Origin of the sequence: Kutzneria buriramensis, from assembly GCF_003387475.1 — a bacterium.
Classification (GTDB): domain Bacteria; phylum Actinomycetota; class Actinomycetes; order Mycobacteriales; family Pseudonocardiaceae; genus Kutzneria; species Kutzneria buriramensis.
In genome coordinates this window covers 365,948-391,955 of sequence record NZ_QUNO01000011.1, presented here as the reverse complement: position 1 = coordinate 391,955, position 26,008 = coordinate 365,948, and the positions used below count along the sequence as shown (strand labels likewise).

At 71.4% G+C, this 26,008-nt stretch carries 24 protein-coding genes and 1 other RNA gene; 11 read left to right on the top strand and 14 right to left on the bottom strand.

The window, feature by feature from the left end; all coding sequences use genetic code 11:
• Positions 1-8 precede the first annotated feature (8 nt).
• Entirely contained in the window at positions 9-500 is a 492-nt protein-coding gene (locus tag BCF44_RS31670; RefSeq protein WP_116178064.1) for a hypothetical protein, read from the bottom strand.
• Positions 501-506: 6 nt separating this feature from the next.
• Positions 507-773 (bottom strand): hypothetical protein, encoded by a 267-nt coding sequence (locus BCF44_RS31665; protein ID WP_116178063.1) that lies wholly within the window; start codon positions 771-773, stop codon positions 507-509.
• Between the two features lie 387 nt (positions 774-1,160).
• On the opposite strand from BCF44_RS31665, the gene BCF44_RS31660 reads away from it, so the two are divergent.
• Complete coding sequence (locus BCF44_RS31660; RefSeq protein WP_211353300.1) at positions 1,161-1,481, top strand: hypothetical protein; 321 nt, start codon at positions 1,161-1,163, stop codon at positions 1,479-1,481.
• Positions 1,482-1,819: 338 nt separating this feature from the next.
• On the opposite strand, the gene rnpB is transcribed toward BCF44_RS31660, so the two are convergent.
• Positions 1,820-2,216, bottom strand: an RNA gene (gene rnpB, locus BCF44_RS31655) — RNase P RNA component class A.
• Positions 2,217-2,457: 241 nt separating this feature from the next.
• Here rnpB and ssuE point away from each other — a divergent pair.
• The gene (gene ssuE, locus BCF44_RS57915; protein WP_246015783.1) at positions 2,458-3,921 is read left to right on the top strand and encodes an NADPH-dependent FMN reductase; all 1,464 of its coding nucleotides are present in this window, start codon (positions 2,458-2,460) and stop codon (positions 3,919-3,921) included.
• On the opposite strand, the gene BCF44_RS31640 is transcribed toward ssuE, so the two are convergent.
• The 4 genes from BCF44_RS31640 to cobC are packed head-to-tail and all read right to left on the bottom strand — an operon-like array spanning position 3,918 to position 7,685.
• Positions 3,918-5,060 (bottom strand): bifunctional RNase H/acid phosphatase, encoded by a 1,143-nt coding sequence (locus BCF44_RS31640; protein ID WP_211353299.1) that lies wholly within the window; start codon positions 5,058-5,060, stop codon positions 3,918-3,920. The two genes, ssuE and BCF44_RS31640, sit on opposite strands and share 4 nt — an antisense overlap.
• Positions 5,057-5,794 carry a zinc ribbon domain-containing protein gene (locus tag BCF44_RS31635; RefSeq protein WP_116178121.1) on the bottom strand — a complete coding sequence of 246 codons (738 nt, stop codon included), beginning with the start codon at positions 5,792-5,794 and terminating at the stop codon, positions 5,057-5,059. The genes BCF44_RS31640 and BCF44_RS31635 overlap by 4 nt, the downstream gene beginning before the upstream one ends.
• Positions 5,791-6,642, bottom strand: a complete 852-nt coding sequence (locus tag BCF44_RS31630) for a Nif3-like dinuclear metal center hexameric protein (RefSeq protein ID WP_116178061.1) — start codon at positions 6,640-6,642, stop codon at positions 5,791-5,793. The genes BCF44_RS31635 and BCF44_RS31630 overlap by 4 nt, the downstream gene beginning before the upstream one ends.
• The gene (cobC, locus tag BCF44_RS31625) at positions 6,639-7,685 is read right to left on the bottom strand and encodes an Rv2231c family histidinol phosphate aminotransferase CobC (RefSeq protein WP_116178060.1); all 1,047 of its coding nucleotides are present in this window, start codon (positions 7,683-7,685) and stop codon (positions 6,639-6,641) included. The genes BCF44_RS31630 and cobC overlap by 4 nt, the downstream gene beginning before the upstream one ends.
• 64 nt (positions 7,686-7,749) lie before the next feature.
• On the opposite strand from cobC, the gene BCF44_RS31620 reads away from it, so the two are divergent.
• The 4 genes from BCF44_RS31620 to BCF44_RS31605 are packed head-to-tail and all read left to right on the top strand — an operon-like array spanning position 7,750 to position 10,402.
• Positions 7,750-8,163 (top strand): low molecular weight protein-tyrosine-phosphatase, encoded by a 414-nt coding sequence (locus tag BCF44_RS31620; RefSeq protein WP_281283159.1) that lies wholly within the window; start codon positions 7,750-7,752, stop codon positions 8,161-8,163.
• Positions 8,142-8,987: a fructosamine kinase family protein gene (locus BCF44_RS31615; RefSeq protein WP_116178058.1), complete on the top strand. Its 846-nt coding sequence runs from the start codon at positions 8,142-8,144 to the stop codon at positions 8,985-8,987. The genes BCF44_RS31620 and BCF44_RS31615 overlap by 22 nt, the downstream gene beginning before the upstream one ends.
• Positions 8,988-8,997: 10 nt before the next feature.
• Positions 8,998-9,549 carry a DUF1349 domain-containing protein gene (locus BCF44_RS31610; RefSeq protein WP_116178057.1) on the top strand — a complete coding sequence of 184 codons (552 nt, stop codon included), beginning with the start codon at positions 8,998-9,000 and terminating at the stop codon, positions 9,547-9,549.
• A gap of 16 nt (positions 9,550-9,565) precedes the next feature.
• A complete protein-coding gene (locus BCF44_RS31605) occupies positions 9,566-10,402 on the top strand; it encodes an SURF1 family cytochrome oxidase biogenesis protein (protein ID WP_116178119.1) in 837 nt (278 codons plus the stop codon).
• 246 nt (positions 10,403-10,648) lie between these two features.
• Here BCF44_RS31605 and BCF44_RS31600 read toward each other — a convergent pair whose 3' ends face one another.
• Positions 10,649-11,599 carry a cobalamin biosynthesis protein gene (locus BCF44_RS31600; protein ID WP_116178056.1) on the bottom strand — a complete coding sequence of 317 codons (951 nt, stop codon included), beginning with the start codon at positions 11,597-11,599 and terminating at the stop codon, positions 10,649-10,651.
• Positions 11,600-11,713: 114 nt separating this feature from the next.
• Between BCF44_RS31600 and BCF44_RS31595 the strand changes: the two genes are divergently transcribed.
• From BCF44_RS31595 to BCF44_RS31585, 3 genes are read left to right on the top strand one after another with little or no spacing between them, the layout of a single operon-like run.
• Complete coding sequence (locus BCF44_RS31595; RefSeq protein WP_246015780.1) at positions 11,714-13,309, top strand: DUF2397 domain-containing protein; 1,596 nt, start codon at positions 11,714-11,716, stop codon at positions 13,307-13,309.
• The gene (locus tag BCF44_RS31590; protein ID WP_116178054.1) at positions 13,306-14,547 is read left to right on the top strand and encodes a TIGR02678 family protein; all 1,242 of its coding nucleotides are present in this window, start codon (positions 13,306-13,308) and stop codon (positions 14,545-14,547) included. The genes BCF44_RS31595 and BCF44_RS31590 overlap by 4 nt, the downstream gene beginning before the upstream one ends.
• Positions 14,544-18,602, top strand: coding sequence for a TIGR02680 family protein (locus BCF44_RS31585; RefSeq protein ID WP_116178053.1), 4,059 nt, complete (start codon positions 14,544-14,546; stop codon positions 18,600-18,602). Before BCF44_RS31590 ends, BCF44_RS31585 begins: the two co-directional genes overlap by 4 nt.
• A gap of 208 nt (positions 18,603-18,810) precedes the next feature.
• On the opposite strand, the gene BCF44_RS31580 is transcribed toward BCF44_RS31585, so the two are convergent.
• Together BCF44_RS31580 and BCF44_RS31575 are read right to left on the bottom strand one after the other, a co-directional pair.
• Positions 18,811-20,154: a sensor histidine kinase gene (locus tag BCF44_RS31580; RefSeq protein WP_116178052.1), complete on the bottom strand. Its 1,344-nt coding sequence runs from the start codon at positions 20,152-20,154 to the stop codon at positions 18,811-18,813.
• On the bottom strand, positions 20,151-20,825 hold the full coding sequence (locus tag BCF44_RS31575) for a response regulator transcription factor (protein WP_116178051.1): 675 nt from the start codon (positions 20,823-20,825) through the stop codon (positions 20,151-20,153). Before BCF44_RS31575 ends, BCF44_RS31580 begins: the two co-directional genes overlap by 4 nt.
• 90 nt (positions 20,826-20,915) lie before the next feature.
• On the opposite strand from BCF44_RS31575, the gene BCF44_RS31570 reads away from it, so the two are divergent.
• Positions 20,916-21,332 carry a hypothetical protein gene (locus BCF44_RS31570; RefSeq protein ID WP_116178050.1) on the top strand — a complete coding sequence of 139 codons (417 nt, stop codon included), beginning with the start codon at positions 20,916-20,918 and terminating at the stop codon, positions 21,330-21,332.
• A gap of 44 nt (positions 21,333-21,376) precedes the next feature.
• Positions 21,377-21,997, top strand: a complete 621-nt coding sequence (locus BCF44_RS31565; protein WP_116178049.1) for a hypothetical protein — start codon at positions 21,377-21,379, stop codon at positions 21,995-21,997.
• A 4-nt stretch (positions 21,998-22,001) separates the two neighbouring features.
• Here BCF44_RS31565 and BCF44_RS31560 read toward each other — a convergent pair whose 3' ends face one another.
• The 4 genes from BCF44_RS31560 to BCF44_RS31540 are packed head-to-tail and all read right to left on the bottom strand — an operon-like array spanning position 22,002 to position 25,974.
• Entirely contained in the window at positions 22,002-22,754 is a 753-nt protein-coding gene (locus BCF44_RS31560) for a maleylpyruvate isomerase family mycothiol-dependent enzyme (RefSeq protein ID WP_116178048.1), read from the bottom strand.
• A gap of 16 nt (positions 22,755-22,770) precedes the next feature.
• The gene (locus tag BCF44_RS58660) at positions 22,771-24,003 is read right to left on the bottom strand and encodes a neutral zinc metallopeptidase (protein WP_170217846.1); all 1,233 of its coding nucleotides are present in this window, start codon (positions 24,001-24,003) and stop codon (positions 22,771-22,773) included.
• Positions 24,004-24,040: 37 nt separating this feature from the next.
• Positions 24,041-25,162, bottom strand: a complete 1,122-nt coding sequence (locus BCF44_RS31545; protein WP_116178046.1) for a neutral zinc metallopeptidase — start codon at positions 25,160-25,162, stop codon at positions 24,041-24,043.
• On the bottom strand, positions 25,159-25,974 hold the full coding sequence (locus tag BCF44_RS31540) for a neutral zinc metallopeptidase (RefSeq protein ID WP_170217845.1): 816 nt from the start codon (positions 25,972-25,974) through the stop codon (positions 25,159-25,161). The genes BCF44_RS31545 and BCF44_RS31540 overlap by 4 nt, the downstream gene beginning before the upstream one ends.
• Positions 25,975-26,008: the final 34 nt, after the last annotated feature.

The window sequence follows — 26,008 nt, the reverse complement described above, 5'->3', positions numbered from 1 at the left end:
AGCGGCTGTCACGGTCTCGCCGGCGTCCGAACACCGCGAACCTCCCTGGTACGACTTGCTGCCTGCCGGCGTGGTTGCTGGGTGTGCCGGCCGGGTGAGTTCGGCGCCGGCGGCAGCTGCCGCCGGCCTTGCTTGGGCAGCGGCCGCTGGCCGCTGACCCTGATCCGGGCGGCGGTGACCGCGCCGCCGTTGCCGGTGTTGGTCTGTCTGGGCGCGTTCAGTTCACGCAGCCACATGGTCACCACGGCGCCGAGCGGGCGTTCGTGGCTGATCCGCGAGCCGACCAGCCGGGTGACGACGACGGTGATCACCAGCGCCCACGCGACGCTGAAGAAACCGAAGCCGATCCCGATCCGCCGTTCGACGGTGAGCGTGAGGAAGAACACGACGAGGCCGATGCCCCAGGACACGTACCGGGCACGCCACGGGAACGTCGCCTTCGGTGGGCCGAGCCAGACAGCGTCGACCCGGTAGACCTCGTCGTCGGTGCGGATCCGCACGCCCGATCACCCGGTGAACAGGCCGGCGAGCCACTTGCCGATGTCGACACCCGCGCCCGTGATCGCGATGCCGATGATGGCGAGGGCCACGATGACGCCACCGATGCGGCGCATGACGCCGGCGTTGTCACCCTTGCCGCCGCCGAGCCAGAGCAGCAGCAGCGCGACGGCGAGCAGCAGCAACGGCACCAGGTTCCCGGTGATCCAGGTCTGGACGTTGGTGGTCTTGAGGGGGGTGTCGGCCACGACGGTGATGAGGCTGCTGGCGGTCATGTCCTACTCCGGAGTGCGTGGAGTGTTACTTGCCGGGGGGCGCCCCCGGTCGGCGCTGGCGAGTACAGCACGAGTGGCGTCGCCGGGTGTAGGGGTCGTCAGCGCCCTGGGTTGATCCAAAACGTTCCCCTCGACCGCGTATTACGTCTAATCTGGCTCCACCCATCATCGGTGGCGAGGGCCGGATGGAGAACACGTGACACGGAATTCTCCCGCTTGCCGGAACAGTTCACCCGCTTGCGACAAGAGTCATCACACAGTGTGCGAGGACAACGGTAACACCGTGACGGACCTGACCTGTTCGGATGACGGACCACGCGCCGCGGCCCGCGCGCTGCTGGACTTCGGTGACGGACGGCTCACCCCTCCTCGAGCAGGGATGTTCGCATGGCCCAGCAACCCGAGCTAGACCGCGGCGAGGACGCCCCGCTTGACGCCGCACAGGCTACCGGCCGTGGGCGTGCGGTCGGCCGCCGGGTCCAGCGCACCGTGAACTTCGACCAGGAGGTCCTCGACCGCGCGAGGGCCGCCGCCGCACACCTGGCTGCGCACGCCCCGGAGGCCGGTGTGCGCAGTCTCGCCGACATCATCAACCCCGCCGTCGCGGAGCGTGTCGCCGAACTGGAGGAGCGCTTCAACTCCGGCCACCCCTTCGACCCCGTCTTCCGCCTCCCGGCGGGCCGCCCCCGGGATCGCTCCGACACCTGACCACACCGGTAAGTCGCCCTACTCAAAAGTAGGTTGCGCACGCAAACCCGGAACCGGTTCCACACTCCAACGGGGTCCGGCAGCGGCCCGAAGTCACCGCACCGCCACCTCTACTTCGTCGGCAACGCACCCCGAGCGCGAGGCCCCGCCGACGCTTCGCCCGATTGCTGCATTTCGACTGCCGCCACGAGACGCACCCGCCACCCAAACCGACGCGATGGTCGAAATGCAGCAAGGGCGAGGCATCGGCCCCCGAAGGGGCCGAGCCCCGCGCGGAACGCGCGGCAAAGATGCAGCGTCGGCCTCTTCGGGGGCCGAGCCCGCCGCGGAACGCGGCGCGAACGAGTCGGCTTGTAAGCCGGATCCTGTACCCGGCTTGCGCCGGGCAGCGACCATCCATCTCGGCCTGCCGTTGCCGGCAGGCTCCAGCGGCCTACCCGCAGGCTCGGGCGGGCAGCCCTCGATCGCCTGCGCAGGCACCGCGCGCGGCGCCCTTTTGGCCTTGCTCCGGGTGGGGTTTACCTAGCCACCCCGGTCACCCGGGGTGCTGGTGGTCTCTTACACCACCGTTTCACCCTTACCCGGCCGCTCGAGGAGCAGCCGGGCGGTCTGTTCTCTGTGGCACTGTCCCGCGGGTCGCCCCGGGTTGCCGTTAACAACCACCCTGCCCTGTGGAGTCCGGACTTTCCTCGGCGGCGGGCTGGCGCCCGCCGACGCGGTCGCCCCGCCGACTCGTCCGCGTGGACAGCCTAGTACGGGGTCGTCCCAGTGTCTGGAATGGGTTCAGTGGTTCGTTGACCGGCTTTGGGGGCCGTGCTCTACTCGCTGCATGGTCGCGGTTTTCCGACTGACTCGCCGTCGTCACGTGGATTTGGTCCGCGTCGCGGCGAGTGGCTGTCGTTCCTGACGGTCTGCCTCATTTCCCGTGACCCCGAGCGGGTTTCTTCTGTGTACGACACAAATTTCTGGAGAAGCCTTGTCCGATCACGTCGGATACGAGCCCGTCGGATTCGCATACGACGACAACTGGCAACTCGGGGAACCGGCAGAGGACAACGGGTCTGAGCACGCGTTGAGCCAGGTCAGCTACATCGCCGGCTACGGTCTGTCGGGCGAGCGCGCCGCGGTGAACGTGGTGAGCGGCTGGCTCAGGGACAAGTTCACCAAGCGGGGCGAGCCGTGGGTGAAGCACGACGAGTTGCAGGACTTCGATCTGACGCCGAAACCGCTGGCGACCACCGGCCGGCCACATCCGGAGATCTTCCAGGGCGGCAACTCCGCGGCGACACGCGCGATGGCCGGCCGGGTCTCGGACTGGCATTTTGGCAACGCCACAGACTTCGATGGCGTCGCGGAGCAGATCGCCGAGGTCAACGCGGCGGCAGCACAGCACGATCGATGCATTCGATTCGGTTTGAAGGACTTCCTCATCGAGCGGGTGACCGGGGCCGAGGCGAACGAAGTGCCCAAGGAAATCGTGGCCAAGGCCGACGTCGGGGCAGTTGAAGGATTCAGTGCCGCGGTGAAACGGCCGGGCCGGGCGCCGGGGAACCCGACCGGCATGTGGCAGGACGCTTCGTTCGAGGACCTGGTCCGGTGCGGCAAGGGCTTCCGCACCCGGCCGATCGGCACGCCGGACCAGGTTGCGACGCGGATCGCGGAGTACCGGCGTCACGGTGTTGACCTGCGTCCTGCACTACCTGGAGCAGGTCGAGTACTTCGGCAGCAAGGTGCTGCCGATCGTCCACGAACTGGAAGCGGACCTCGACAGATCGGCGGCGACGCCCGAGCTGCCGCACGCGCGCTAACCGCAGTCCCAAGTTCCACTCCCCTGCCTCGGTGCAGCGGCGGCGGCCGCTGCACCGAGGCGACCCTGGAGGTCGCCATGTCGACAGTGCTCTTGCTCTCCGGCAGCCCGTCGCCGGATTCCCGTACCGGCGTGCTGCTCGGGCACACCGACACCTGGCTGACGTCGCGTGGGCATGAGGTGCAGACGCTGCACGTGCGCGACCTGCCGACGTCGGCCCTGCTGGTGTCGAACACCGAGCATCCGGCGATCCGGGCCGCCGTGAGCCTGGTGAGTCGGGCCGACGGCGTCATCGTGGCGAGCCCGGTCTACCGGGCCGCCTACAGCGGCCTGGTGAAGGCGTTCCTGGATCTGCTCACGGACAACGCGCTGGCTCGCAAGGTCGTGCTGCCACTCGCCACCGGCGGCACGCAGGGGCACCTGGTCGCGATCGACTACGCGTTGCGTCCGATGCTGACGGCGATGGGCGCCGACCGGCTGGTGCCGGGCTGCTTCGTGCTGGACCGGCTGATCCAGCTCGGTGAGGAGGGCGGCGCGATCGAGCCGGACGCTCGGGCATCCGTGGATCGCGCGCTCGAAGGCTTCGACGAGGCGCTGGCCGCGACGCGGGGTCGGCTCGCGGCCGCGTCCTAGCCGAGGTGGGACGTGTCGTTGACGAGCCGGACCGAGGCGTTGCCGTCGGGGTAGAACTCGACGATCGACAGCGAGGCCGTGTCGAGGTGCAGCCGATAGAGCAGCGACGGGCCGGCGTCGAGGGCCATCCGCAGCAGGCTCTTGATCGGCGTCACATGGCTGACGACGACGATCGTGCCGCCGTTGTAGCGGCCGATGAGGTCGTCACGGCCGCGCCGCACCCGGCGGTGCACGGCGTCGAAGCTCTCACCGTTCGGCGGCTCGACCGAGGTGTCGGACAGCCAGCGGCGGTGCAGCTCCGGGTCGCGCTCGGCGGCCTCGCGGAAGGTCAGCCCCTCCCAGTCTCCGAAGTCGGTCTCGATCAGGCCGTCGTGAGTGGTCAACTCGAGGCCGAGCGCGTCGGCGACCGCGCGGCCGGTCTGCACGGTTCTGGTCAGTGGGGATGCGACGACCGCCGCGACGTCCGCCACCTTGGCGAGCCGGGCGGCCGCAGCGGCTGCCTGCTGCTCGCCGAGCTCGCTGAGGGCGATCTCGCCGCGTCCCGAGTAGCGCCGCTCGACGGTCAGCGGCGTCTGGCCGTGTCGAAGCAGCAGCAACCTTGTCGGCGTGCCCTGCGCACCGGTCCACCCGGGAGACGCCAATTTGGTCGAGCCCTCCGCAGCTCGGACGGGCTCGCCTGAGCCCTGCACGGCCGGAGCTGCCCCGGCCGAGGCAGCCCTCGCCGGCGTCTCGATGCCGGCTTGGGCGTCCATCGCCTCGTTGGCGAGGCGGTCCGCGTGCTTGTTCCGCTCGCGCGGGATCCACTCGAAGCTGACGTCGCCGAACCCGGCCGCTAGCCGCTTGGCCTCGGCGTTGAGCGGCTGCATCGAAGGGTGCTTGACCTGCCAGCGACCGGACATCTGCTCGATGACCAGCTTGGAGTCCATCCGAACGGCGACGGTGTCGGCGCCCAGGTCGCGAGCCGCGGTGAGGCCGGCGATAAGGCCGCGGTACTCGGCGACGTTGTTGGTGGTCTCGCCGACACCTTCCTTACGCTCGGCGAGCACCTCGCCGGTGTCGGCGTCGAACACGACGGCGCCGTAACCGGCGGGACCCGGGTTGCCCCTGGACCCGCCGTCGGCCTCGACGATGACCTTCACAGGCCGGACTCCGCGGTGCGGACCAGGATCGCGCCGCACTCGTCGCAGGTCACGACGTCGTCCGCGGCCGCGGCCTTGATCGCCGACATGGTCGTGCGGTCGAGCTCGATCCGGCACGCGCCGCAGCGGCGACCCCGCAGCAGACCCGCGCCGACGCCACGCTGGGCGCGCACCCGCTCGTAGAGGGCGAGCAGGTCGGCCGGGAACTGCTTGACCATCAGGTCGCGGTCGGCGACGCGCTTGGCCTCGGTGCTGTCCAGGTCGGCGAGCGCACTGTCGCGGCGAGCCTGCGCGTCGGTCAGCGCGTTCTGCGCCTTCTCCAGCTCGACGCGGGCGTGGCTGGTGTCCGCGTCGACGGCTTCGCGGCGCTCCATCAGCTCGAGCAGGTCGTCCTCGAGCACGCCCTGCCGGCGCTGGAGCGTGGCGAGCTCGTGCTCGAGATCGGCCAGCTGCTTCGCACCGACATTGCCGTCCGCGAGCAGCTTGCGGTCCCGGTCCTCGCGAGCCCGGACCTGGTCGATCTCGGTCTCCTGGCGGCGCACCTCGCGGTCGAGGTCGCCGAGCGTGGTCTCCACGGCGACCAGGGCGTCCCGCTTGGCCTGCGCGGTCTTCTCGGTGTCAGAGATCTCGGCCAGCTCCGGCAGCGTGCGCCTGCGGTGGTTCACCCGGCTCAGCTCGGCGTCGACCTCGGCGAGGTCGAGCAGCCTGCGCTGGACAGCGGCGTCAGCTTTCACTGGGTGCCCCCTTGAGCATCGTGCCGGTCGGTGCTCCGCGCGTGCAGAGTCCACGGGTCGGTCCGGCGGGTGGAGACGAAGGTGTCGACGGTACCCGTCAGGGCGGCGGACACGACGTCCGCCGCCTGCTGGCACCAGGGCCACTCACTGGCCCAGTGGGCGACGTCGACCAGCGCGGGCTGGTCGCCGCCGGGTTCGAGATGCTCGCCGGCCGGGTGGTGGCGGAGGTCGGCGGTGACGTAGGCGTCGACGCCGGCCCGGGTGGCGTGGCCGAGGTAGGAGTCGCCGGCACCCCCGGAGACGGCGACGGTGCGGATCATCCGGTCCGGGTCGCCGGCCGCACGCACGCCCCACTCGGTCGGCGGGAGCGCGTCGGCGACGCGTTGCACGAATGCCGAGAACGGTTCGGCGGCGGGCAGGGTGCCGATCCGGCCGATGCCGGTCCGCGCTCCCGGCTCGTGCGGATCGAGCGGCCGGTCGACGGTGAGACCGATCGCCGCCGCGAGCGCGTCGGAGACACCGGGGTCGGCGGAGTCGGCGTTGGTGTGGGCGCAGAACAGGGCGATGCCGGCTCGGATGAGCCGGTGCACAATTCGCCCCTTCGTGTCATTAGCCGGGACGCCGTGCACGCCGCGTAGCAGCAGCGGATGGTGGGCGACGATCATCTGCACGCCCTCGGCGAGGGCCTGTTCGACGGTCGCCTCGACGACGTCGACGCAGAACATCACGCGGCGCACCGGCTCGGCGGGATCGCCGCAGACGAGGCCGACGGCGTCCCACGATTCGGCGAATTCCGGCGGATAGGCGCGTTCCAACGCGGCGACGACGTCGCCGACGGTCGCGGTCATGCAAGTACCTCACGCAAGGCGGTCAGAAGGGGCTCGGACTGTTCGGGCGAGCGGACGGCGACCCGGATGTGGTCGACGCCGAGCCCGGGGAAGGTGTCGCCGCGCCGGACCGCGACACCGCGTTCGCGGAGTGCAGTCCGCACATGCAACCCGTCCTTGACGGTAACAAGCAGGAACGGTGCCGACGCAGGTTCGTTGACGCGCACGCCCGGCAGCTCGTTGAGCGCACTGATGAGCGAGGCACGGTTCGTCGCGAACTCGGCGGCCGCGCGCTCGGACTCGGCGACTGCGGTCGACTCGCTGCAAGCGCGGAACGCCTCTAACGCGAGGGTTCCGACTGGCCACTGCGGGCGCCCCGCCCCTAGCCGTGCAAGCAGGTCGGGTGCGCCAAGCACGTAACCGGCGCGCAGGCCGGGCAGCGCCCACATCTTCGTCAGGCTGCGAAATACGAGCAGCCCGTCGGCGTCGCTGCCGGCGAGCGATTCGCGCTCGCCCGGGACTGCGTCGATGAAGGCCTCGTCGACGACAACCGTGCGTCCGGGCCTGGTCAACGCGAGGAGGTCGGCGGCGCTGTGCAGCACGGAGGTCGGGTTGGTCGGGTTGCCGACGACAACGAGGTCGGCATTCTCCGGCACGAGCTCGGGGTGCAGCCGATAACCGTCGTCGCCGGAAAGGTGGACCCGATGTACCGGGACTCCGGCGTCTGTAAGCGCGACATCCGGCTCCGTGAACGACGGGTGCACGAGCGCCGCCAGCCTCGGGCGCAGCTGCGGCAACAGCGCGAAGCCCTCGGCGGAGCCGTTCAGCAAAAGCACCCGATCGTGCGAAACGTCGTGACGTTCCGCGACGGCCTGGATCGCGGCGGCATGGTCGGCGGCGGACGGGTAGCTGCCGAGCCGGTCGAGCGCGGCGGCGAGTCGATCGCGCAGCCAGCCCGGCGGACGGGCCAGCCGCACGTTGACGGCGTAGTCGACCAGACCAGGCTCGGCGTCGACGTCCCCGTGGTGGCGCAGGAGCGCACGCGAGATCGATTGGCTGGTCATCGCGTGGAAGTCTAAGGGGGTGATGGTGAGCTTCATCTGCTCAGGCAACATCTGCCGGTCCCCCATGGCCGAGCTGGTCTTCCGTGAGCACCTGCGCGAGGCCGGACTGGCCGACGTCGTCGAGGTCAACAGCGCCGGAACCGGCGCATGGCATGTGGGCGAGCCGGCCGACGAACGGGCCCGACGGACGCTGGCCGAGCACGGGTATCCGACCGACCACGTCGCCGCGCAGGTCGACAACCGGCACCTCGGCGCGGATCTGCTGGTCGCGCTGGACAGCGGCCACGCGCGGACGCTGGTGCGGATCGCCGACGACCCGGACCGGGTGCGGCTGCTCCGCTCGTTCGATCCGGACGCGGGCGCCGAGCTGGACGTGCCGGACCCGTACTACGGGGACCCGGAGGGCTTCGAGGAGGTGCTGGCCATGATCGAGGCCGCGTCACCCGGATTGCTGACATGGGTTCGCGACAACCTGTGACCGACGCCGTGGCGGAGATCACCGGTCTCGAGCCGGTCTCCGTGCACGGACTGTCGACGTCAGTGTGGGAGGTGGAGTTGGCCGACGGCGATCTTGTCGTCGCGAAGCTCACCGACGGGGCCGCCGCCGAGGCGGCCGGGCTGGCGTGGCTGGCCGAGTCGGGCACCGTGCCGGTGCCGGGCGTCCGCGGGCACGACGATCGCTGGCTCGTGATCGAGCAGGTCGAGCCCGGCGACGCCTCGCCGGCCGCGGCGGAGCAGTTCGGCCGCGGACTCGCCGCGCTGCACGCGTCCGGCGCAGACGCCTTCGGGTTCGCACCGCCCGGTGCTCCGGACTCGGGCTGGATCGGGTTGGCGGCTATGGACTACGCGTCGGAACCGAGCTGGCCCCGCTGGTACGCCGAGCATCGGATCGCGCCTTACCTGTCTCGCGCCACCGCTTTGAACGGCAGCGAGAAGGCAGTCATCGAGCAGGTCTGTGAGCGGATCGAGGAACTGGCCGGGCCCGAGGAGCCGCCGGCGCGGCTGCACGGCGACCTGTGGAGCGGCAACGTGCACTGGGCGGCGGACGGGCGGGTGTGGCTGATCGACCCGGCGGCACACGGCGGACACCGTGAGACCGACCTCGCCATGCTCCACCTGTTCGGGTGTCCGCATCTCGATCAGGTACTTCTTGGCTACCTGGCGAAGTCGCCGCTGGCCGACGGCTGGCAGCGCCGGATCCCGCTGCATCAACTCTTTCCACTCCTGGTGCACGTCGAGTTGTTCGGCCGAACGTATGCACATCAGGCCGTGACGGCTGCGCGGCGTGCCCTTGAGCTGTGAGGATCGAGACATGATCGACGTGACCGGCTGGCAGTGGCTGAACGAACCGAAATCGTGGACCGCGGGCGACGCCCTGAACGTGCGCACGGATCCGGACACCGACTTCTGGCGCATCACGCACTACGGATTCATCCGCGACACCGGACACGTCCTCGCCCGCGAGGTGAGCGGCGACTTCCGGCTGCGGACGCGGTTCGCCGGGGCGTACACGCACCAGTACGACCAGGCCGGCGCGATGCTGCGCATCGACGCGGAGAACTGGATCAAGACCGGGGTCGAGTACGTGGACGGCCGGCAGCACGCCAGCGTCGTGGTCACCCGCGGCCTCTCGGACTGGTCGGTCACCCCGATCGCGGACGCCGACCAGGTCTCGATAGAGATTGAGCGATCGGGTGACACCGTGACCGTGCGCTACGGCGTGGGCAACGACGAGCCGACCACCATGCTGCGCCTCGCGTACTACCCGCCGGCGGTGCCGACGCTGGCCGGGGTGATGTGCGCCTCGCCGGACGGTCCCGGCTACACCGTCGCTTTCGACCGGTTGGAGCTCACCACCGGGTGAGGCATACCGTGGGGTGGTGCGGTTCCGGTTCCTGCTTCAGCCCAACTGGCTGCTGCTCACGCTCGTGGTGTTCGTGTTCGCCGCCGCGTGCTACACGATCCTGGCCCCGTGGCAATTCAGCCGGAACGCCGACCAGCAGGCCCAGAACGCGGCGCTGACCTCGTCTTTCACCAGCAAGCCGGTGCCGGTCGAGCAGCTGGTGCCGGCCGGGACCGAGCCGTCGAGCACCGCGGTGTGGCGGCTGGTCACCATGACCGGCACGTACGAGCCGGCCGGTGAGGCAATGGCGCGGCTGCGCACCGTCCAGGGTGAGCCCGCCTTCGAGATCGTCACGCCGTTCAAGCTGACCGACGGCCGGACCGTGCTGGTCGACCGCGGCTACGAGCCGCCACAGGCCGGCAAGTCCGTGCCCGGCTACGTGGCACCACCCAAGGGCCAGGTCAGCATCACCGCCCGGGCCCAGGTCGATGAGCCCGTCGACAAGCGCCCGAGCTTCCTCGACGGCGGCAAGCGGCAGATCTACTCGATCAACGCCGGCACCGTGGCCCAGGCCGCCGACATGAAGATCGACCCTGGCTACTTCCAGCTGGACGCGAACCAGCCCGGCGTGGTCAAGGGCGGCGGCGCGATCCCGCTGCCGCAACTGGACGACGGCCCTTACTTCTCGTACGCGATCCAGTGGCTGATCTTCGGCAGCATGGCGTTGTTCGGCTGGGGCTACTTCAGCTGGCGTGAGGCGCGACCGGGCGGCGCGCTGGACAACTCCGAGAAGCCGAAGCGGAAGTCCGTCGCCGAGATCCTGGCCGAGGACGAGGCTCGCGAGCGCGCGGAGGCCTCGGCCGCGAAGGGCTGACGGCAAGCCGCCAGCAACAGCCGGGCACGATCCGCCACGGTCGCTCGCTCGCAAGATCTGCCGCCTCAGCCAGCCCGCAAGATCCACCGCACTGGCCAGCAGCACGATCCATCACCTGGGCCGGCCCGCAAGATCCACCGCTTGGGTCTGCCGGTTCGTTGAGCGCAGTACCGCCCTCAAGCAGGTCGCCTTGCCGGGTTCACCTGGCTACGCGCGACGCGGGCAGCTCGCAACTGCGAGCGGTACTCAGCCCCGCCTGCGGCGGACGCCGATGGCCAGCGAGAGTGCCGCAGCGACAACGGCCGAGGTCGCGCCGACCACCCGGGAAAGTTCCACCGATCGCGTGACGTGGCCGGCGTCCGGACTCCGTCCGTGACCGAGCACCGGACGCTCCTCCGTGCCGTGCGAGTACACGGTCCGACCGCCGAGGCGGATCTCCAGAGCGCCCGCGAAGGCAGCCTCGACCTGACCGGCGTTAGGGCTCGGGTGGGCGGAGGCGTCGCGACGCCAGGTCTGCCAGGCGCTGCGCGACGAGCCGCCGACGACGGGCGCGGTCACCGACGTCAGCACGGCGGCGAGCCGGGACGGGATGAGGTTGGCGACGTCGTCGAGCCGCGCGGCGGCCCAGCCGAACTTGGCGTAGCGGGGCGACCGGTGGCCGACCATGGCGTCGAGCGTGTTGGCGGCGCGGTAGCCGAGCAGGCCCGGCACACCGGCGACGGCACCCCAGAAGAGTGGTGCGACGACCGCATCGGACGTGTTCTCGGCCACTGACTCGACGGTGGCGCGGGCGAGGCCGGACGCGTCGAGGCTCGACGGTTCGCGTCCGCAAAGGTTTGGCAGCCGCTCGCGGGCGGCGGCGATGTCGCTGGCGTCGAGCTCACGGCCCATCGCGGTGCCCTCGGCCGCGAGCGAGGCGCCGCCGAGCACCACCCAGGTGGCCAGCGCGGTGGTCCCGATCTGCACCAGCGGTCGGCGCCGGCCGAGCCGCTCGACGGCGACGCCGGCGGCGATCACACCCCCTGTGAGCAGGGCACTGTGCACAACCCCGGGCACCTTGTGATCGCGATACACGGCCTGTTCGACCTTCTTGGCCGCCGTCCCGAACGCGGCAACCGGGTGCCAACGCCTCGGGTCGCCGAACACCGCGTCGGCAGCCGTTCCGAGCAGCAGGCCGACCGCCCTCGCCGCGTTCACTTCCGCAGACCCCCGTCTCCCCGTCACGAGGTCGTAGACGTTATCGCCCGCTCATCACCCGTTCGGCGACAGGTGGCTCAGCCGCCGCGCGCGGGCCGGTTAATGTGGCCGACCGTGGAGCAGGAGCAGCACGTCCAGGACACGCTCGCGGCGTCCGGCCTGGGTGCGGAGACGACCGATCGCCGGCTGCTGCTGTACGCGTACCTCCAGCCCCGCGAACACCACCGCACATACCTGACGACGATGCGGCTGTTCGCCTCGACGCTGCTCGCCGACCTGTCGGCGGGCGAGGTGGCGGCGAAGCTGGCGGCGGCCGAGCGCGAGGGGCTGATCGATCCGGGCGAGTCCCGCATCGAGACGGTGATCGCCCGGCTCAAGCAGCTGGTGGAGTGGGGCAACCTGGTGCCGGGCCGGCGCGAGGTGATCGCCGCCAGCATCGCCGAGTTCCAGCACGGCAGCGTCCGCTACCAGGTCAGCAAGCTCGCGGTCCGGGTGCAGCGCGACGTCGACGAGCTGCTGCGCGTGCCGGAGGGCGCCCGCGAGGTGTCGCGCGAGCTGCTGCCGGCCATCGAGCGTGGCCTCGGCCAGCTCGGCCGGTCGCTGTCGGACGCGGTGTTCACCGAGGGCGGACCGGGGGCGAAACGGGCCCGGGAGGCGCTGGCCGAGCAGGTCACGACCCTTTTCCTTCAGCACGCCGAGCTCGCGGTGACGGTCCGCGATTTCTACGCCTACCTGGGTCAGATCGTCACGCGGCACCACCTGGCGCCGGACGAGATCTCCGGGTTCCGGAACCTGCTCGTCGAGTACATCCAGATGGTGGTCGAGGACGTGCTGCGGCACACGCCGGCCATCGCGGAGTCGCTCGGGCAGCTCGCGCGCGGCCGGAGCGAGCTGCTTCGCCTGCTGGGCCCGGCCAACGCGCTGGGCTCCTCCGAGGACCTGCTGGAGGGGTCGGGTCTGGGCATGGCGATCGAGCGGTCGCGTGGCCGGACGACGGCCGACTGGCAGGACCTGACGGACTGGTTCGTCGACCGTCCGGGTCGACCCAGTCAGGTGACGGCGCTACGCGAAGCGACCGGCCGCGCGATCGGCTCGCTGCTGGCGAGCGTGAAGCGCGCGACCTCCGGCGGCGGGCTGCTGCCGGGCCGTCGGGCGGAGCTGCTGAAGCTGGCCGGCTGGTTCGACTCCGCGACACCCGATCAGGCGCATTCCTTGTACGCCGCCGCGTTCGGCCTGTACTCGGCGCGCAATCTGCTGCCGTCTCCGGAACACGATGGGGACGACGAACACACCCCATGGCGTGATGGTCCGGTGCTCGATGTGACAGTGAGCGTCCGCAGTCGTGGCGACCGCGGCGCGCGGGGCCGCACGTCCCGGATCGTCGACGACCCGATCACCGAGCAGGCGCTGCTCGCCGACGCGCGCGCCGTCGACAAGAAGCGGTCGGAGGCGGTGACCGAGCTGGTCGAGGCCGCGCCGACGATCGAGGACAGCCGGCTCTCGCATGGCGCCCTCGACGTGTTCTGCGAGCTGTTGACGATGGCGATGGCGCAGCGGGAGCGGGCCGAGGACGTCGGCTCGGCGGCCGACCCGGTGCGGGGGCTGAAGCTGACCGTGACTCCCGAGGAAGGCCGGACGACGAAAATCAAGACCGCCGGCGGCACCCTGACCCTGCACAACGCGTCCGTGGCGCTGGAGGCAGGCGCATGAAGGACGTGCTCGACGGCCTGTCGGACATCGACGCGGCGAACGTGGTCCGCTGTGCCCGCGTGCTACTAAGGCGGCCTTTGTTGCGCGCGGACGGACCAGATGGCGACTTGCTGCCGCTCGTCTACCGGCACCGCACCACGCTTCAGGACCTGTTCGCCGGGCTGCTGGCGTACCGGCTCGTGGTGGAGCGGCGCTTCGCGCGGCTGTACAAGCCGGGGCCGGGCGTGGATCCCACACGCGGCGAGCCGACGTTGTCGCCTCGCGGCTACACCTACTTCGCGCTGACGGTCGCCGCGCTCACCGGCGTCGGCCGGCAGGTGCTGTTGTCGCGGCTGGTCACCGACGTACGGGCAGCCGCGGTCGAGGCGGGCGTCGCCGTCACCGACGACTTGCCCGACCGCCGGGCTCTGACGTCGGCGCTGCGGCACCTGCTGTCCTTGGGCGTGATCACCGAGACCGAGGGCACGGTCGCGCCGTGGGGCACCGATGGGCCGGCCGAGGCGCTGATCACCATCGACACCGACCTGCTGGGCCAACTGCTGGCCGGTCCGCTGCTGGAGGCGACCGGCCCGGATCACCTGATCGAGCTGGCCGCCCGGCCCGGTCCGCGCGGCGCGGAGCACGCCGTGCGCCGCAAGCTCGTCGAGAATCCGGTCGTGCTCCAGACCGATCTACCACCCGATCAGGTGGAATGGCTGCGGCGGAACCAGCGGCGGGAGTCGGGGCTGCTGGAGCGCAGCTTCGGGCTGATCACCGAGACGCGCCTGGAGGGCGTGGCCGTCACGGATCCCGAGGACTACCTGACCGACGTGCTGTTCCCCGGGTCCGGCACGGTCGCCCGGATCGCGCTGCTGGCGCTGCCGGAGCTGATCGCCGACCCGGACCCGGAGCTGTTCGCCGACGACGTCGAACCGCCCGAGCCGCGACCCGACGGCCGGCACCCGGTGACCTACGGCCAGGTGCGCATGATCTGCGCCCAGCTCGTCGAGGACTATCCGGCGGCCTGGTCCCGGCAGGCCACCGAGGACCTCGACCGGCTCGCCAACGACGTGCTCGACCTGCTGGTCCGGATGGGGCTGGCGGTCGACGACCCGGACGACGGCTGGCTGATCGCGCCGACCGCGCACCGCTGGGTGCCGCAGCCGGACGACACGCCGGCCCGCAACGCCCCGCCACCACCGCCGGCCGAACCCGAAGTGCCCGGCTGGTCCCTGTTCGACGGAGAAGGTGAACTGTGAGCGATCAGCGTTGGACGCTGCACCGCGGTGGCATCGTCAACGTGTGGCAGTACGCCGAGCAGGTCTTCGATTTCTCCGGCGGGCGGGCGATCTTCCAGGGCACCAACGGCTCCGGCAAGTCGCGCACGCTGGAGCTGCTGCTGCCGCTGTGCCTGGATGGTGACCTGCGGCAGCTCGGCTCGAAGGGCTTCGACACGGTCAGCATCCGGCGACTCATGCTGGACGACTACGACGGCGGCCCGAACCGGATCGGTTACGCATGGATCGAGCTGCGCCGGCAGGCCGACCCCGGTCACGAGGACGAGTACCTGACCTGCGGCCTGGGCGTGAAGGCGTCGAAGACGTCGCAGCAGATCACCGACTCCTGGCGGTTCGTCACCTCGGCGCGGGTCGGCAAGGACCTCAAGCTCGCAGGTCCGGACCGGGTGCCGATCGGGCCGGCGCAGCTGCGCGATCTGATCGGTGCGGACTGCATGTTCGAAGACGCGGCGTTCCGCGCGAAGGTCGCCGAGACGGTCTACGGCGTGCCGGCGGCCCGCTATGCCGACCTGCTGCACCTCCAGCGGACGCTGCGCAACCCGGACGTCGGCCTCAAGGTGCTGGAAGGCCAGCTGGAGCAGATCCTGTCCGACGCGCTGCCGCCGCTGGACGTCGCGCTGGTCGAGCAGCTGGCGACGTCGTTCGACGACCTGGAGTCGATTCGCGAGAACATCACGCGGCTGACGACCGCCGACTCGGCGCTCACGGCATTCCTCGGCACCTACTCCGGCTACGCGCTGGCCGGCCTGCGCGGTTTCGGCGACAAGGTGGTGGCCAGCCGTAAGAGCCTAACAACGCTTGGTTCTGAACTGGAGTCGCTCGAGCGGAAGCTGACGGCGGCGCGGGACGGCCGGGTGACGGCGGAGCAGGCCGTCAGCGAGCAAGAGGCGCAGGACAGCCAGCTCGACGCCCGGATCGAGGCGTTGAAGGAGCTGCCGGCGTACCGCGGGATGCGGGACCTTCAGGACCGTGAGCAGCTCGTCGCCCGGTCGCGGTCGGCCGCCGAGGCGGCGTTGGACACGGCGAGCCGGCAGCGTGCGCAGGAAGATCGGGCCGTCGACTCCGTGCTGGCCGTGCTGCGCCGGCTCGGACTCGACATCGACAGCGCCGACGAGTTGGCCGGACACGCGCGTGAGCGGCTGGCGATCGCGGGCCTGGATGGGGATCTGTGTCCGAAGGTGCCGCCGATGCCGCCGACCGACGCGCAGGTTGCGCAGGACCGCGTGCGGGCGAAGCCGGATCCGGAGGCCGAGCCGCAGACCATCGACCGGCGACTGCTGCCGGCGATCGATCCGCAGTCGCTGCTCGACACGTTGAGCGACGCCGGGCGGCAGGCCGAGCAGGTGGCGACCGAGGCTCGCCGGCGCAATGCGCTGACGTTGTCGCTGCACGAGCGGGCGCTGGCGTCGGATCGGCAGCTGCGGGACGTCGAGGAACTGCACCGCGCGGCGCGGCAGGCCCAGTTGACCGCGACGGAAGCGGCGGGGCGTCGCAACGAGGCTGGTCAGCAGCTTGCGACGGCTGTGGACGTGTGGCGCGAGCAGGCGCGGCGATGGGCTGCGGGCGACGGGCCGCAGCCGCCGAGCGCGGAGCGGTTGACCGAGGACCGGGGCGCGGCGCGAGCCGCCCGGGACAGCGTGCGGCAGTGGGCGGCACCGAAGTCGCACGAGCTGCGGCAACGGGTCGTGAGCACCGAGCAGCGGCTCGACGACCTACGCGCGACGATCACGCAGTACGAGGCGGAGGTCGTCGCGCTGCGTTCGGGCGGCGCGGATGAGCAGTCCGATCCGTCGGCGTTCCATCGGCTGGTCGATTTTGTGCCGACGCTGCCGGAGGGTGAGCAGGCCGGTCTGGAAGCGGCGCTTCAGGCGAGCGGTCTGCTCACGGCTCGGGTGTCGGCGAACGGTCGCCTTTCCGACGCGGAGCTGGCCGAGGTGATCGCCGTCGCCGGGCCGCCGGCAGGCGGGCGGACGCTCGCCGACGTGCTGCTTCCGGCGGCCGAGCCGGATTGCCCGGTAACGGCAGATGTGGTCTCGAAGCTGCTGGCCTCGGTCGGCGTCGCGGACGAGCCGGCGTCGACCGAGACGCCCGGTCTGGTGTTGTCGACGGGTGGCGCGTGGCGGGCCGGCGTGCTGTGCGGGTCGCAGACGAAGCCGGTCGCGGAGTTCGTGGGCACGGGTGCGCGGGAGGCGGCGCGGCAGCGTCGCCTGGCGGAGTTGAGCTCGGCGGTCGAGCGACTGCATGTCGAGCTGGCGGATGCGGAGCGCATGTGCGACCAGGCGCGTGCGGCGGCGGGCGAGTGGGAAGAGCACGTCGAGGCGTTCCCGGACGACGGTGAGCTGATCTCGGCGCACGCGAAGCTGACCAGCGCGCGGGAGTCCGCCGAGGAGTCGGAGCAGCGTGCCTTCGACTTGCGCGCCGAGCACCAGGCCAGCGACGAGCGTTGGCACGCGGCGCGCGCCGAGCTGGTGCAGGCGGCGTCCGAGGCGGGTATCGGCCTGGGCGACACCGTCGACACGGAAGCACTCGATCGAGCGAATCGGGCGGCGTCCGAGGCGCGAGGCGCGGCGGAGCAGTTGGCCGAGGCGTTGGCCGGCCGGTGCGCACGGACCGTGATCGACCTGATCGACGCGATGCAGCACCACCACGCGGCTCTCACCGACCGGAGTGAAGCCGAGTCGGCGGCGGACGCGCTGTGCGTCGAGTACGCGGACCGTTCACACGGTCTGGCGGAACTCAGTTCGGCGATCGGCGGCGAGGCCGAGGAGGTCTCGCGGCAGCTGGCGGCGCTGGACGCGGAACGGCGGGCCGTCCGCAAGCAGCTGCCGCAGTCCCGGGAGAAGGTCGTCGAGCTGCGCGAGCAGGCGACGAAGCTGGAGACCTTGCTGGAGACGAAGCGGGCGCAGCTCACCGGTCGGGAGGGCGACGCGTCGGGCGCGGTGAGCGCGTTCGAGCAGGCATTGGCGGCGCCGGGCGTCTGGTCGGCGGCGTTCCCCGAGGTCGAGGCGCCGGCTGATGTCGACGCCGCGTTGGCGCTGCTCGACGGGGCCGCCGATCGCAAGGGGTCGACCGAGGGCACCGTGATCGGCAAGCTCCAGGTGCTCCAGACGTCACTGGCCGGCACGCACGACATCGGCGCCGAGACCGCCGGCGGCGTGCTGACCGTGACCGTCACCGGCGAGGACGGGCCCCGACCGGTCGCCGACGCCGCGCTGCGGGTGTCGCAGCGGCTGGCCGAGCAGCGCGGTTTCCTCGGCGAGCGGTACCAGTCGATCTTCGCTGACTACCTGATCCGCGACCTGGCCGAGCGGCTGCGCGGGCAGATCGAGGTCGCCGAGGACCTGTGCCGGCGGATGAACGACGTGCTGGACCAGGCCCGGTCCAGCCAGGGCGTGCATGTGCAACTTGAATGGCGGCCTTCGGCGGCGCTCGACGACCGGACCAAGCAGGCGCTGGAGCTCGTGCGGACGCCGCTGGCCGACCGGACGTCCGAGCAGGACGACCTGCTGCGGCAGGTGATCACCGAGCGGATCGAGGCTGAGCGGGACGCGCACTCCAGCGGGTACGCCGAGATCCTGGCGCGGGCCCTGGACTACCGGACCTGGTACTCGTTCACGGTGCGGGTCCGCGACAGCGGTCCCGACGGCAAGCCCCGGGTCCGGCGGCTCCGGCAGCTGTCCTCCGGTGAGACCCGCCTCGTGTCGTACGTGACTCTGTTCGCCGCCGCCGCGTCGTTCTACGACGCCGTCAGCAGCGGCGGCGACGAGGCGCCGCTGCGGCTGGTGCTGCTGGACGAGGCGTTCGAGCGCCTCGACGACCCGACGATCGCCCGCATGCTGGGGCTGCTCGTCGACCTGGACATGGACTGGGTGATCACCTGGCCGAGCGGCTGGGGCGTGTCGTCGAAGATCCCGCGCATGCACATCTACGACGTGCTGCGGCCCAAGAACGGACGGGGCGTCGCGTGCACCCACACCACGTGGGACGGCGCCGGCCTGGACCGCGAGGACCCGTGACTGGTCGGGGGTGGGAACCGCGGTTCCCACCCCCGAGCCGGCGTCAGGCGAAGTAGCCGAACCCGTCAGCGCGACTAAGCGTCGTGACGCGTGGTCTTCCCCCTAATGGTGTGCCCATGCTGGGCACACCATTCCTGCGCCCGGTATCGACGGCCTAGCGTTCGCCGTTACGACGCGAATAACGTCGCAAAAGCACGGTTTTGCCAGCTCAGGGTGCAATCGGCGCGAAGGCGATCGTGGGGGCGTCGAGCTGGTCGGGCAGTGGCAGCGTGATGCGGAAGACGGCGCCGCGGTGGCCCGGGGGTGGGGCCTCGCAGGCGAGGTCGCCGCCGTGGGCACGGCAGATGCCGCGGGCGATGGGCAGGCCGAGGCCGGAGCCGCCGGAGGCGCTGGCGCGGGCCTCGTCGAGGCGGACGAGACGGTCGAAGATCCGCTCACGCTCGGCGTCGGGCACACCGGGGCCGTCGTCAGCGACGACCAGGTGGGCGAAGCCGCCCGCGGCGCCGACGCTGAGGGTGATGTGGCCCTGGCCGCCGGAGGCCTGGCGGGCGTTGTTCATCAGGTTGGCGAGCACCTGCGCGAGGCGCTGCGGGTCGCCGGGGACGACGACGGAGGGACCGTCGACGGCGACGGCGAGCTCGGGGGCGAGCACCCGGGTGCGGTCGGCCTCGGCGTCGGCGAGGTGACGCAGGTCGACGGGCTCGTGCTGGAGGTCGAGGCCGGCGTCGATGCGGGCGAGCGCGAGCAGGTCGTCGACCAGGCGGCCGGCGCGGCGGGACTCCCGGACGAGCAGCAGCAGCATCCGGTCCCGTTCCTCCGGATCGGTGTCGGCGTTCTGCTGGAGCACGGACTCGGCGACGGCCTGCAAGCCGGCGACGGGGGTGCGCAGCTCGTGGGCGGCGTCGGCGACGAACTGCCGGGTGCGCTGCTCGGCGTTGCGCGCCTTGAGCTCGGCGCCCTCGAGCTCGTCGAGCATGTTGTCGAAGGCCTCTGCGGTGCTGCCGATCTCGGTGTCGGTGCGTTCGGGCGCGAGCCGCCGGCCCCGGTCGCCGCCGGCGATGGAACGGGCGAGGGTGGCCATGTGGTCGAGCGGCCGGAGCGCGAACCGCACGAGAAAGATCAGCCCGAAGGCGGTGACGACAAGCGCGCAGACGCCGACGATGACCAGCAGCCGACGCAGGTTGGCCTGCGGCTTGGTCTCGGCGTCGGCAGAGAAGGTGATCTTGATGCCGTTGCGGTAGGTGACGGTTACCGGCGGGGGCGTGGCGGCGGGCTCGACATTCTTCGTCCCGGCGACGAGGCCGCTGGGCGCGGTGATCCGAACGGAGATGAGCCCGCCGATCGACAGCCGCGTGTAGAGCTGTTCCGGGCTGAGGCGCTGCTTCTCCAACTGCCTGGCGAGCTGCACCCGGTCCCGGATCAGGTTGGTCTCGTCCCGCACGGTCTGCTGGCCGAACAACGCGTCGATGACCACCACCAGTGCGACGAGGACCACGGCGAGCGCGATGGTGACCGAAAGGGTGACCCGGAGCCGTAGCGAGCCGCTTTTCATGTGGCACCGACACGGAGCACGTAGCCGAGTCCGCGAACGGTGTGCAGCAGCCGCGGCCCGTGCGCCTCGAGCTTGCGACGCAGGGCGCTGACGTGCACCTCGACGAGATTGGGGTCGTAGTCCTCGTAGCCCCAGACGCTGGTGAGGATCTGCGTCTTGCTCACGACGCGCCCACGCTGCGCGGCCAGGTAGCAGAGCAGCCGCAGCTCGGTGGCGGTGACGTCGACGGTCGCCCCGGCGTAGAGCACGACGCCGGAGTCGGCGTCGACGAGCAGGTCGCCGATCTGCACGGCGGACGGCGTCCGCCCGAGCCGCCGCAGCACCGCACCCACCCGGGCGACGAGCTCGGCGAGCACGAAGGGCTTGAGCACGTAGTCGTCGGCGCCGCCCTCGAGGCCGCGGAGACGGTCGGGCACGCCGTCACGGGCGGTGAGCATCACCACCCCGGCGTTGCTGGCCCGCCGGATCACCTCCAGCAGCTGGAAGCCGTCCCGCCCGGGCAGCATGATGTCCAGCACGACCAGGTCGGGCCGGAACTGGCTGAGATCGGCCTCCAGCTCGCGGCCGTCGGCTCTGGCCAGCACCTCGTAGCCGCTGTCACGCAGGGCGGAGCGCACCGCGGCGCGAATCGCCTCGGTGTCCTCGACGATCAAGATCCGGGCGACCGACACAGCCCCATTCTGCTGGTCGGGCCGTCGGCGCGGGCGGCGGCCCGCCGACGTTTCAGGCTCCGCTCAGCTGAGGCCGGGACGGTGGAGTGCATGACCTCCCTGACACGAACCCTCGGCGCGCTCGTGCTGACCGCGGCCGCCGGCTTCTCCCTCGCCGCCTGCTCGACCGACGCCTCCGGCGCGCCGGCGCCGTCGACCTCGGCCAGCAGCCCGGCGAAACCCACGAAGGGCAAGGCCAAGCCGCTGCCGGCCGGTGAGAGCCGGGTCGCCGGCACGGTGTCGACGGTGTCCGCCACGCAACTGGTCGTCACCAAGAAGGACGGCAGCACTGAGACGTTGACCACGGATTCGACGACCAAGATCGAGGGCGGCCCCGTGCAGCAGGGCCAGCGCGTGACCGCGATCGTCAAGGGTGAGCAGGCGTTGAGCGTTCGGGTGGCCCAGCCGCACCCCAGCAGCGGCGCGCCGACGAGCAGCGCCGCGCCGACGACGACGCCGAGTTCCTGACGGGCCTGGGTGCCACACGCCCGGCCGTCTGGGACGATGGACGGGTGGCGGCTCGGCAGACCCAGGTGCGATGGGTGCTGATCCTGCTGGTCATCGGGCTGGTCGGGATCGGCGCGGCGGTGCTTGTGTGGTGGCCGACCCTCGGCTTCCCGAACACCGACGCGCCGTCGGCCGTGCACACCAAGGCGACGGTGGTGACCTCGGCGCAGTGCGGCGGCGCGAACGCGCACGACATGGTCGAGGTCACCGTCGACGGCTCGAAGAAGCAGGCCCCGCTGGACGGCTGCGGCCAGGCCAAGGGCACGGTGCTGGACGTCGTCGTGACGAACGAGAACGGCCAGCTCAGCGCACACGCGGCCGACGCGGCGCAGGTCGGTGGCGGCCGGGACGGCCGGCTCACGGCTCTGCTGCTGTGCCTCAGCGCCGCAGCCGGCGCGCTGTACGCCTACCTGATCCGATACCGGCCAGTTCCGAAAATGGCGGCCCCGGCGCCCGTGATCGGAGCCGAGGAGCCGCTGGCCTTCCCCGCCCCACCGATCCAGGACGAGGCGGAGGCGGAGCCGGTCGACGAGCTCAAGCCCGTCGAGGGGAACCCCGAGCCGGAGGACCTGTCCGGCCTGGCGGAGGCCACGGCGCACCAGCGGGCGAACGGCGAGGCCGGCTAGCTCGTCACGACCAGCGGACCTGGACCTTGTCGGCCCAGAGCCCGGAGAGCCCGTCGTCGCCGGTGAGACCGTCCCAGGGGCGGCGGTTCCAGAGCGACAAGTACAGGTCGGCGGCGGTGCCGGCGATGGTGTCGTCGGCCTTCACCGCCTCCGGCACACGCGATGCGGCGGGCCGCTCGGGGCCGTAGCGGACGAGCCAGTGATCGCCGGTGTCGGTGGCGCTGACCAGCACGGATCGTTCCGAGTCGGCGTGCAGCCGGCGGTTGCGGGGCAGGAATCCGCACAGCATCTCGTCGACGCCGTCGGCGGCGAGCGCGGACGGGATCGGCGAGGGCAGCCCGGCTGCGGCCTCGGCGTCGACGCTGTGGATGGTGGTCTCGTGTGCCTGCCGCCGGGCCCAGAACGACGACCCGGACGGCGCGGTCCGCATGAAGTGCCAGCAATCTAGGTCGGCCGGGGCGGTGGTGAGCACATCCACCAGCTCGGTCACGCCGGCCCGGAACCAGGCGATCAGGCCGCCGTCATCGGGCAACTCGTCGGCAATGTCGTGCGGCTCGGCGATGTCGATCGGCTCGGTGCGGGCCTGCCCGACGAACGTCGCGGCCCACCGGTGCACGCCGCCGAGGTGCAGCAGCAGGTCGCGGACGACCCAGTCCGGGCAGGTCGGCACGGGTGCGGTCAGCCCGGCCTGCTCGGCGGCGGCCGCCAGCCGCTCGCCTTGGCCGCCCACGGCGGCGATCCACTCACGCGTCTCCATGCCGCGAGCCTGCCACTCAGGCGACGTCGGCGGGGCTGGACAGCCAGGTGTCGCACTGGGCGAGGCTGTTGCGCTGGAAGCCGGTGTTCCACCAGCCCGAGGCGTGGTCGTCCGTGCCGTGGTCCCGCGGTGGTCCGTTGTGGTCGCCGCGGTCCTGCGTGGTCTGCGCCTCCCGCGTGATATTGCCGTCGACGTCACCACGACCGGAGGTGGCGGCCAGGAACATGCCGGAGAAGCACTGCGCCTCGAGTTCGAGGCGACGCGACAACTCCCAGCCGGCGTCGTTGTTTCCGTCGCTGTTGGTGAACCGCGCGTTGGCATACGCCCTGGAGATGCCGGACATCGCCTGCACGTGGTGTCCGTACTCGTGGGCGAACAACGCCAGGTAGACGCCGGGATGCGCGCCGTACTGCGCAGTCTGCAACGCCTCGAACGGCATGTAGAGGGTGTTGTCGCCGTCGCAGTAGAACGCCGCGGCGCGGTCCGAGGTCACCGTGCCGCAGGGGCTGCTCCACGAGGTGCCCCTGGGGAACGCCAGTTTGGGACTGAAGAACGGCAGGCCGGCAGCCTGCATCACCGGCGCCCACGCCGCGTCGAGGCAGGGCACGGCGCTGCGGAAGAACTGCTCTGCGCCGGCGGGATCGGTCGTCCAGCGGCTGAGCTTGCAGGTCGTCGCCGGCAGGCCGCCGACCTCGAACAGCGGGTTGTCGGCGAGCTTCACCACCGGCTGCGGGCCGGCCGGCTGCGTGCTGGTCGGTGGCTGGGACGGCGTGCTGGTGTACGTGTGCCGGCTCGTCGAGGTAGGCGACGACGCGGTGGTCCGAGGCGTCGTCGTGGTCGGCCGGGTGGTCGTCGTCGGGTCGGAGGACCAGGTCGACGTCGCCGTGGTGTGGCCGCTGCTGGCAGTTGTCCGGGAGCGTCCGGCGTGGCTGAGGCCGATCGCGGCGATGCCGACGACAACCACCGCCACCAGCACGACTGCGATCAGGCAACCGTGCGAGGACCGCCGTGGTGGCGGCTGGCCCTGCCAGGCGCTCTGCGGTGGCGGCATTACCGGTGCTACGACCGGCGGCCGCGCCCAGTTCACCGGCGGCGGGGTGAACGGCGGAGGCGGCGCTACCGGCGGCGGGTAGTTCACCGGCGGAGGCGGAGGTGGCGGGTAGCTCGTCGGGTACGGACTCGGCACGGGCGGCGGCAGCGGAGGCACGCCGCCGCCATAGCCGGGCTGCCAGCCGGGCGGCTGGGTCACTGCGGATCTCCCCCTTGATCGGTCCCCGCGTGGCGGGTCACTGCACGTCGGAGCTGCTCGCCACCCATGTGTTGCACTGCGCGACCGTCTGCTTCACGAATCCCTGCGTCCACCACGCCGACGCGTGCGCGCTGGTGCCGTGGTCGCGGCGCTCGCCGGGCTGGTCGCCGCGCTCCTGGGTGTCCTCGGCGTCCCGCGCGACCGCCTGGTCGACGGAGCCGCGGTTGACGGCGGCGGCGAGGAACAGCCCGGAGAAGCACTGGGCCTGGAGTTCGAGCCGGCGCGAGACCTCGAGACTGGCGGCGCTGTCCGGGTCGGTGCCGGTGTACTCCTTCTCGTGCGCGGCGGTTAAAACACCGCTGAGGTCCTGCACGAAATGGCCGTACTCGTGCGCGAAGACGGCGAGGTACGCGCCCGAGTGGTTGCCGAAGACGTCGGTCTGGAGGCCGGACATCGGCATGTACAGGGTCTGGTCGCCGCCGCAGTAGAACGCCGCAGCCTCCTCCTGCGACACCGACCCGCACGGGCTGCTCCACGTCTTGCCGCTGGGGAAGGCGAGCTTCGGCTCGTGGAACGGCAGGTTCACGGACTGGAGCACGGGCGCCCACGCCGCGTCCAGGCACGGCAACGCGGCGGTGAAGTACGCGTTCGACGCGGCCGGCACCGACTGCCAGCGCGGCAGCTGACACGTCACCTGCTTGGGGCCGCCGCTCGCGCTGAACAACGGGTTGTCGCCGAGTTTGTCGACGCCGTCAGAGCCGCCGGCGCCGGGCGACGTCGTGGGCACGGAGGTCGGCAGGCCGGTCGGCGGCGGGGGGCTGCTCTGCTGGCTGCGGTTGCGGCCGTTGAGGCTGATCACGGCGACGCCCAGCACCACCAGTCCGATGAGGAACAGGGTGACGAACGGACGCCGCGAAGGCCGCCTTGGTGGCGGAGGTGGCGGGTAGGGCGACAGTGGTAGCGGCGGCCGCCCCATCTGGGCGTGCACCGGCGGCGGCATGACCGGACGCGCCGGCGGCATCGGGTACGGGTTGTACTGCGGGGGCTGCGGCGGCCCGTAGTACTGAGGTGGCGGCGGCTGCATGCGCGGCGGGTACGGGCTGGGGACGGGAGGCGGCAGCGGACCCTGCGGCACGTTGCCGGTGTTCCACGGATTCAACTGACGTCCCCCTGCGCCGCCGACCACGTGTTGCACGCGGCGGTCTTGTTCTGCTGGTACCCGACCTCGGCCCAGCGCCCCTGGTTCTGCGCGGTGCCGTGGTCCTTCTCGCCACCGCCGTCGGCGAACGCGGCGGCTCCGTCGCCGGCCATCGACCGGCTGACCGAGCCGCGCCCGGCAACGCTGGCGAGGAACATACCGGCGAAGCAGTTCGCTTGCAGCTCCAACCGCCGGGAAAGTTCGAGTCCTGCCGGGGTGTCCCGGCCGGCGCTCGCCTCGCGGCGGGACTCGGCGAGCAGGATGCCGCTCATGTCCTGGACGTGGTGCCCGTACTCGTGGGCCATCACGCCGAGAATCACCGCCGGCACGCCGTCGGTGCCGTCGAGCACGGTCTGCAGCGGCATGTGCAGCTCGTTGTCGGCGCCGCAGTAGAAGGCGACGGGGGTGCCGTCATCGCGCGACTTGCAGGAGCCGGAGCTGTTGTCCATGGTCAGCTTCGTCAGCTGGAACGGCATGTTCAGCGCCGTGACGACGGGCTTCCACGCGGCGTCCAGGCAGGTGAGCTCGGCCTCCAGGTACGCGCGTAACTGGTCGGCGGCGCGCCCGAACTTGGGCAGGTCGCACGTGGTGGGCGCGAGCGAGGCCGGATACGTCAGCAGCGGGTTGGTCGCGAGTGCGACGACCTGACGCGGCGGCTCGGCCTGCGCGGTGCCGGCGATGGCGTCGGTGGGCGCGATGACGCGGACCACTAACAGGATGGCCAGCGCGAAGCCCACCACACCGAACAGCACGAGCCGGTCCGCCAACGACATCCGTCGTACCGGAGCAGCACTCGGAAGCACCATC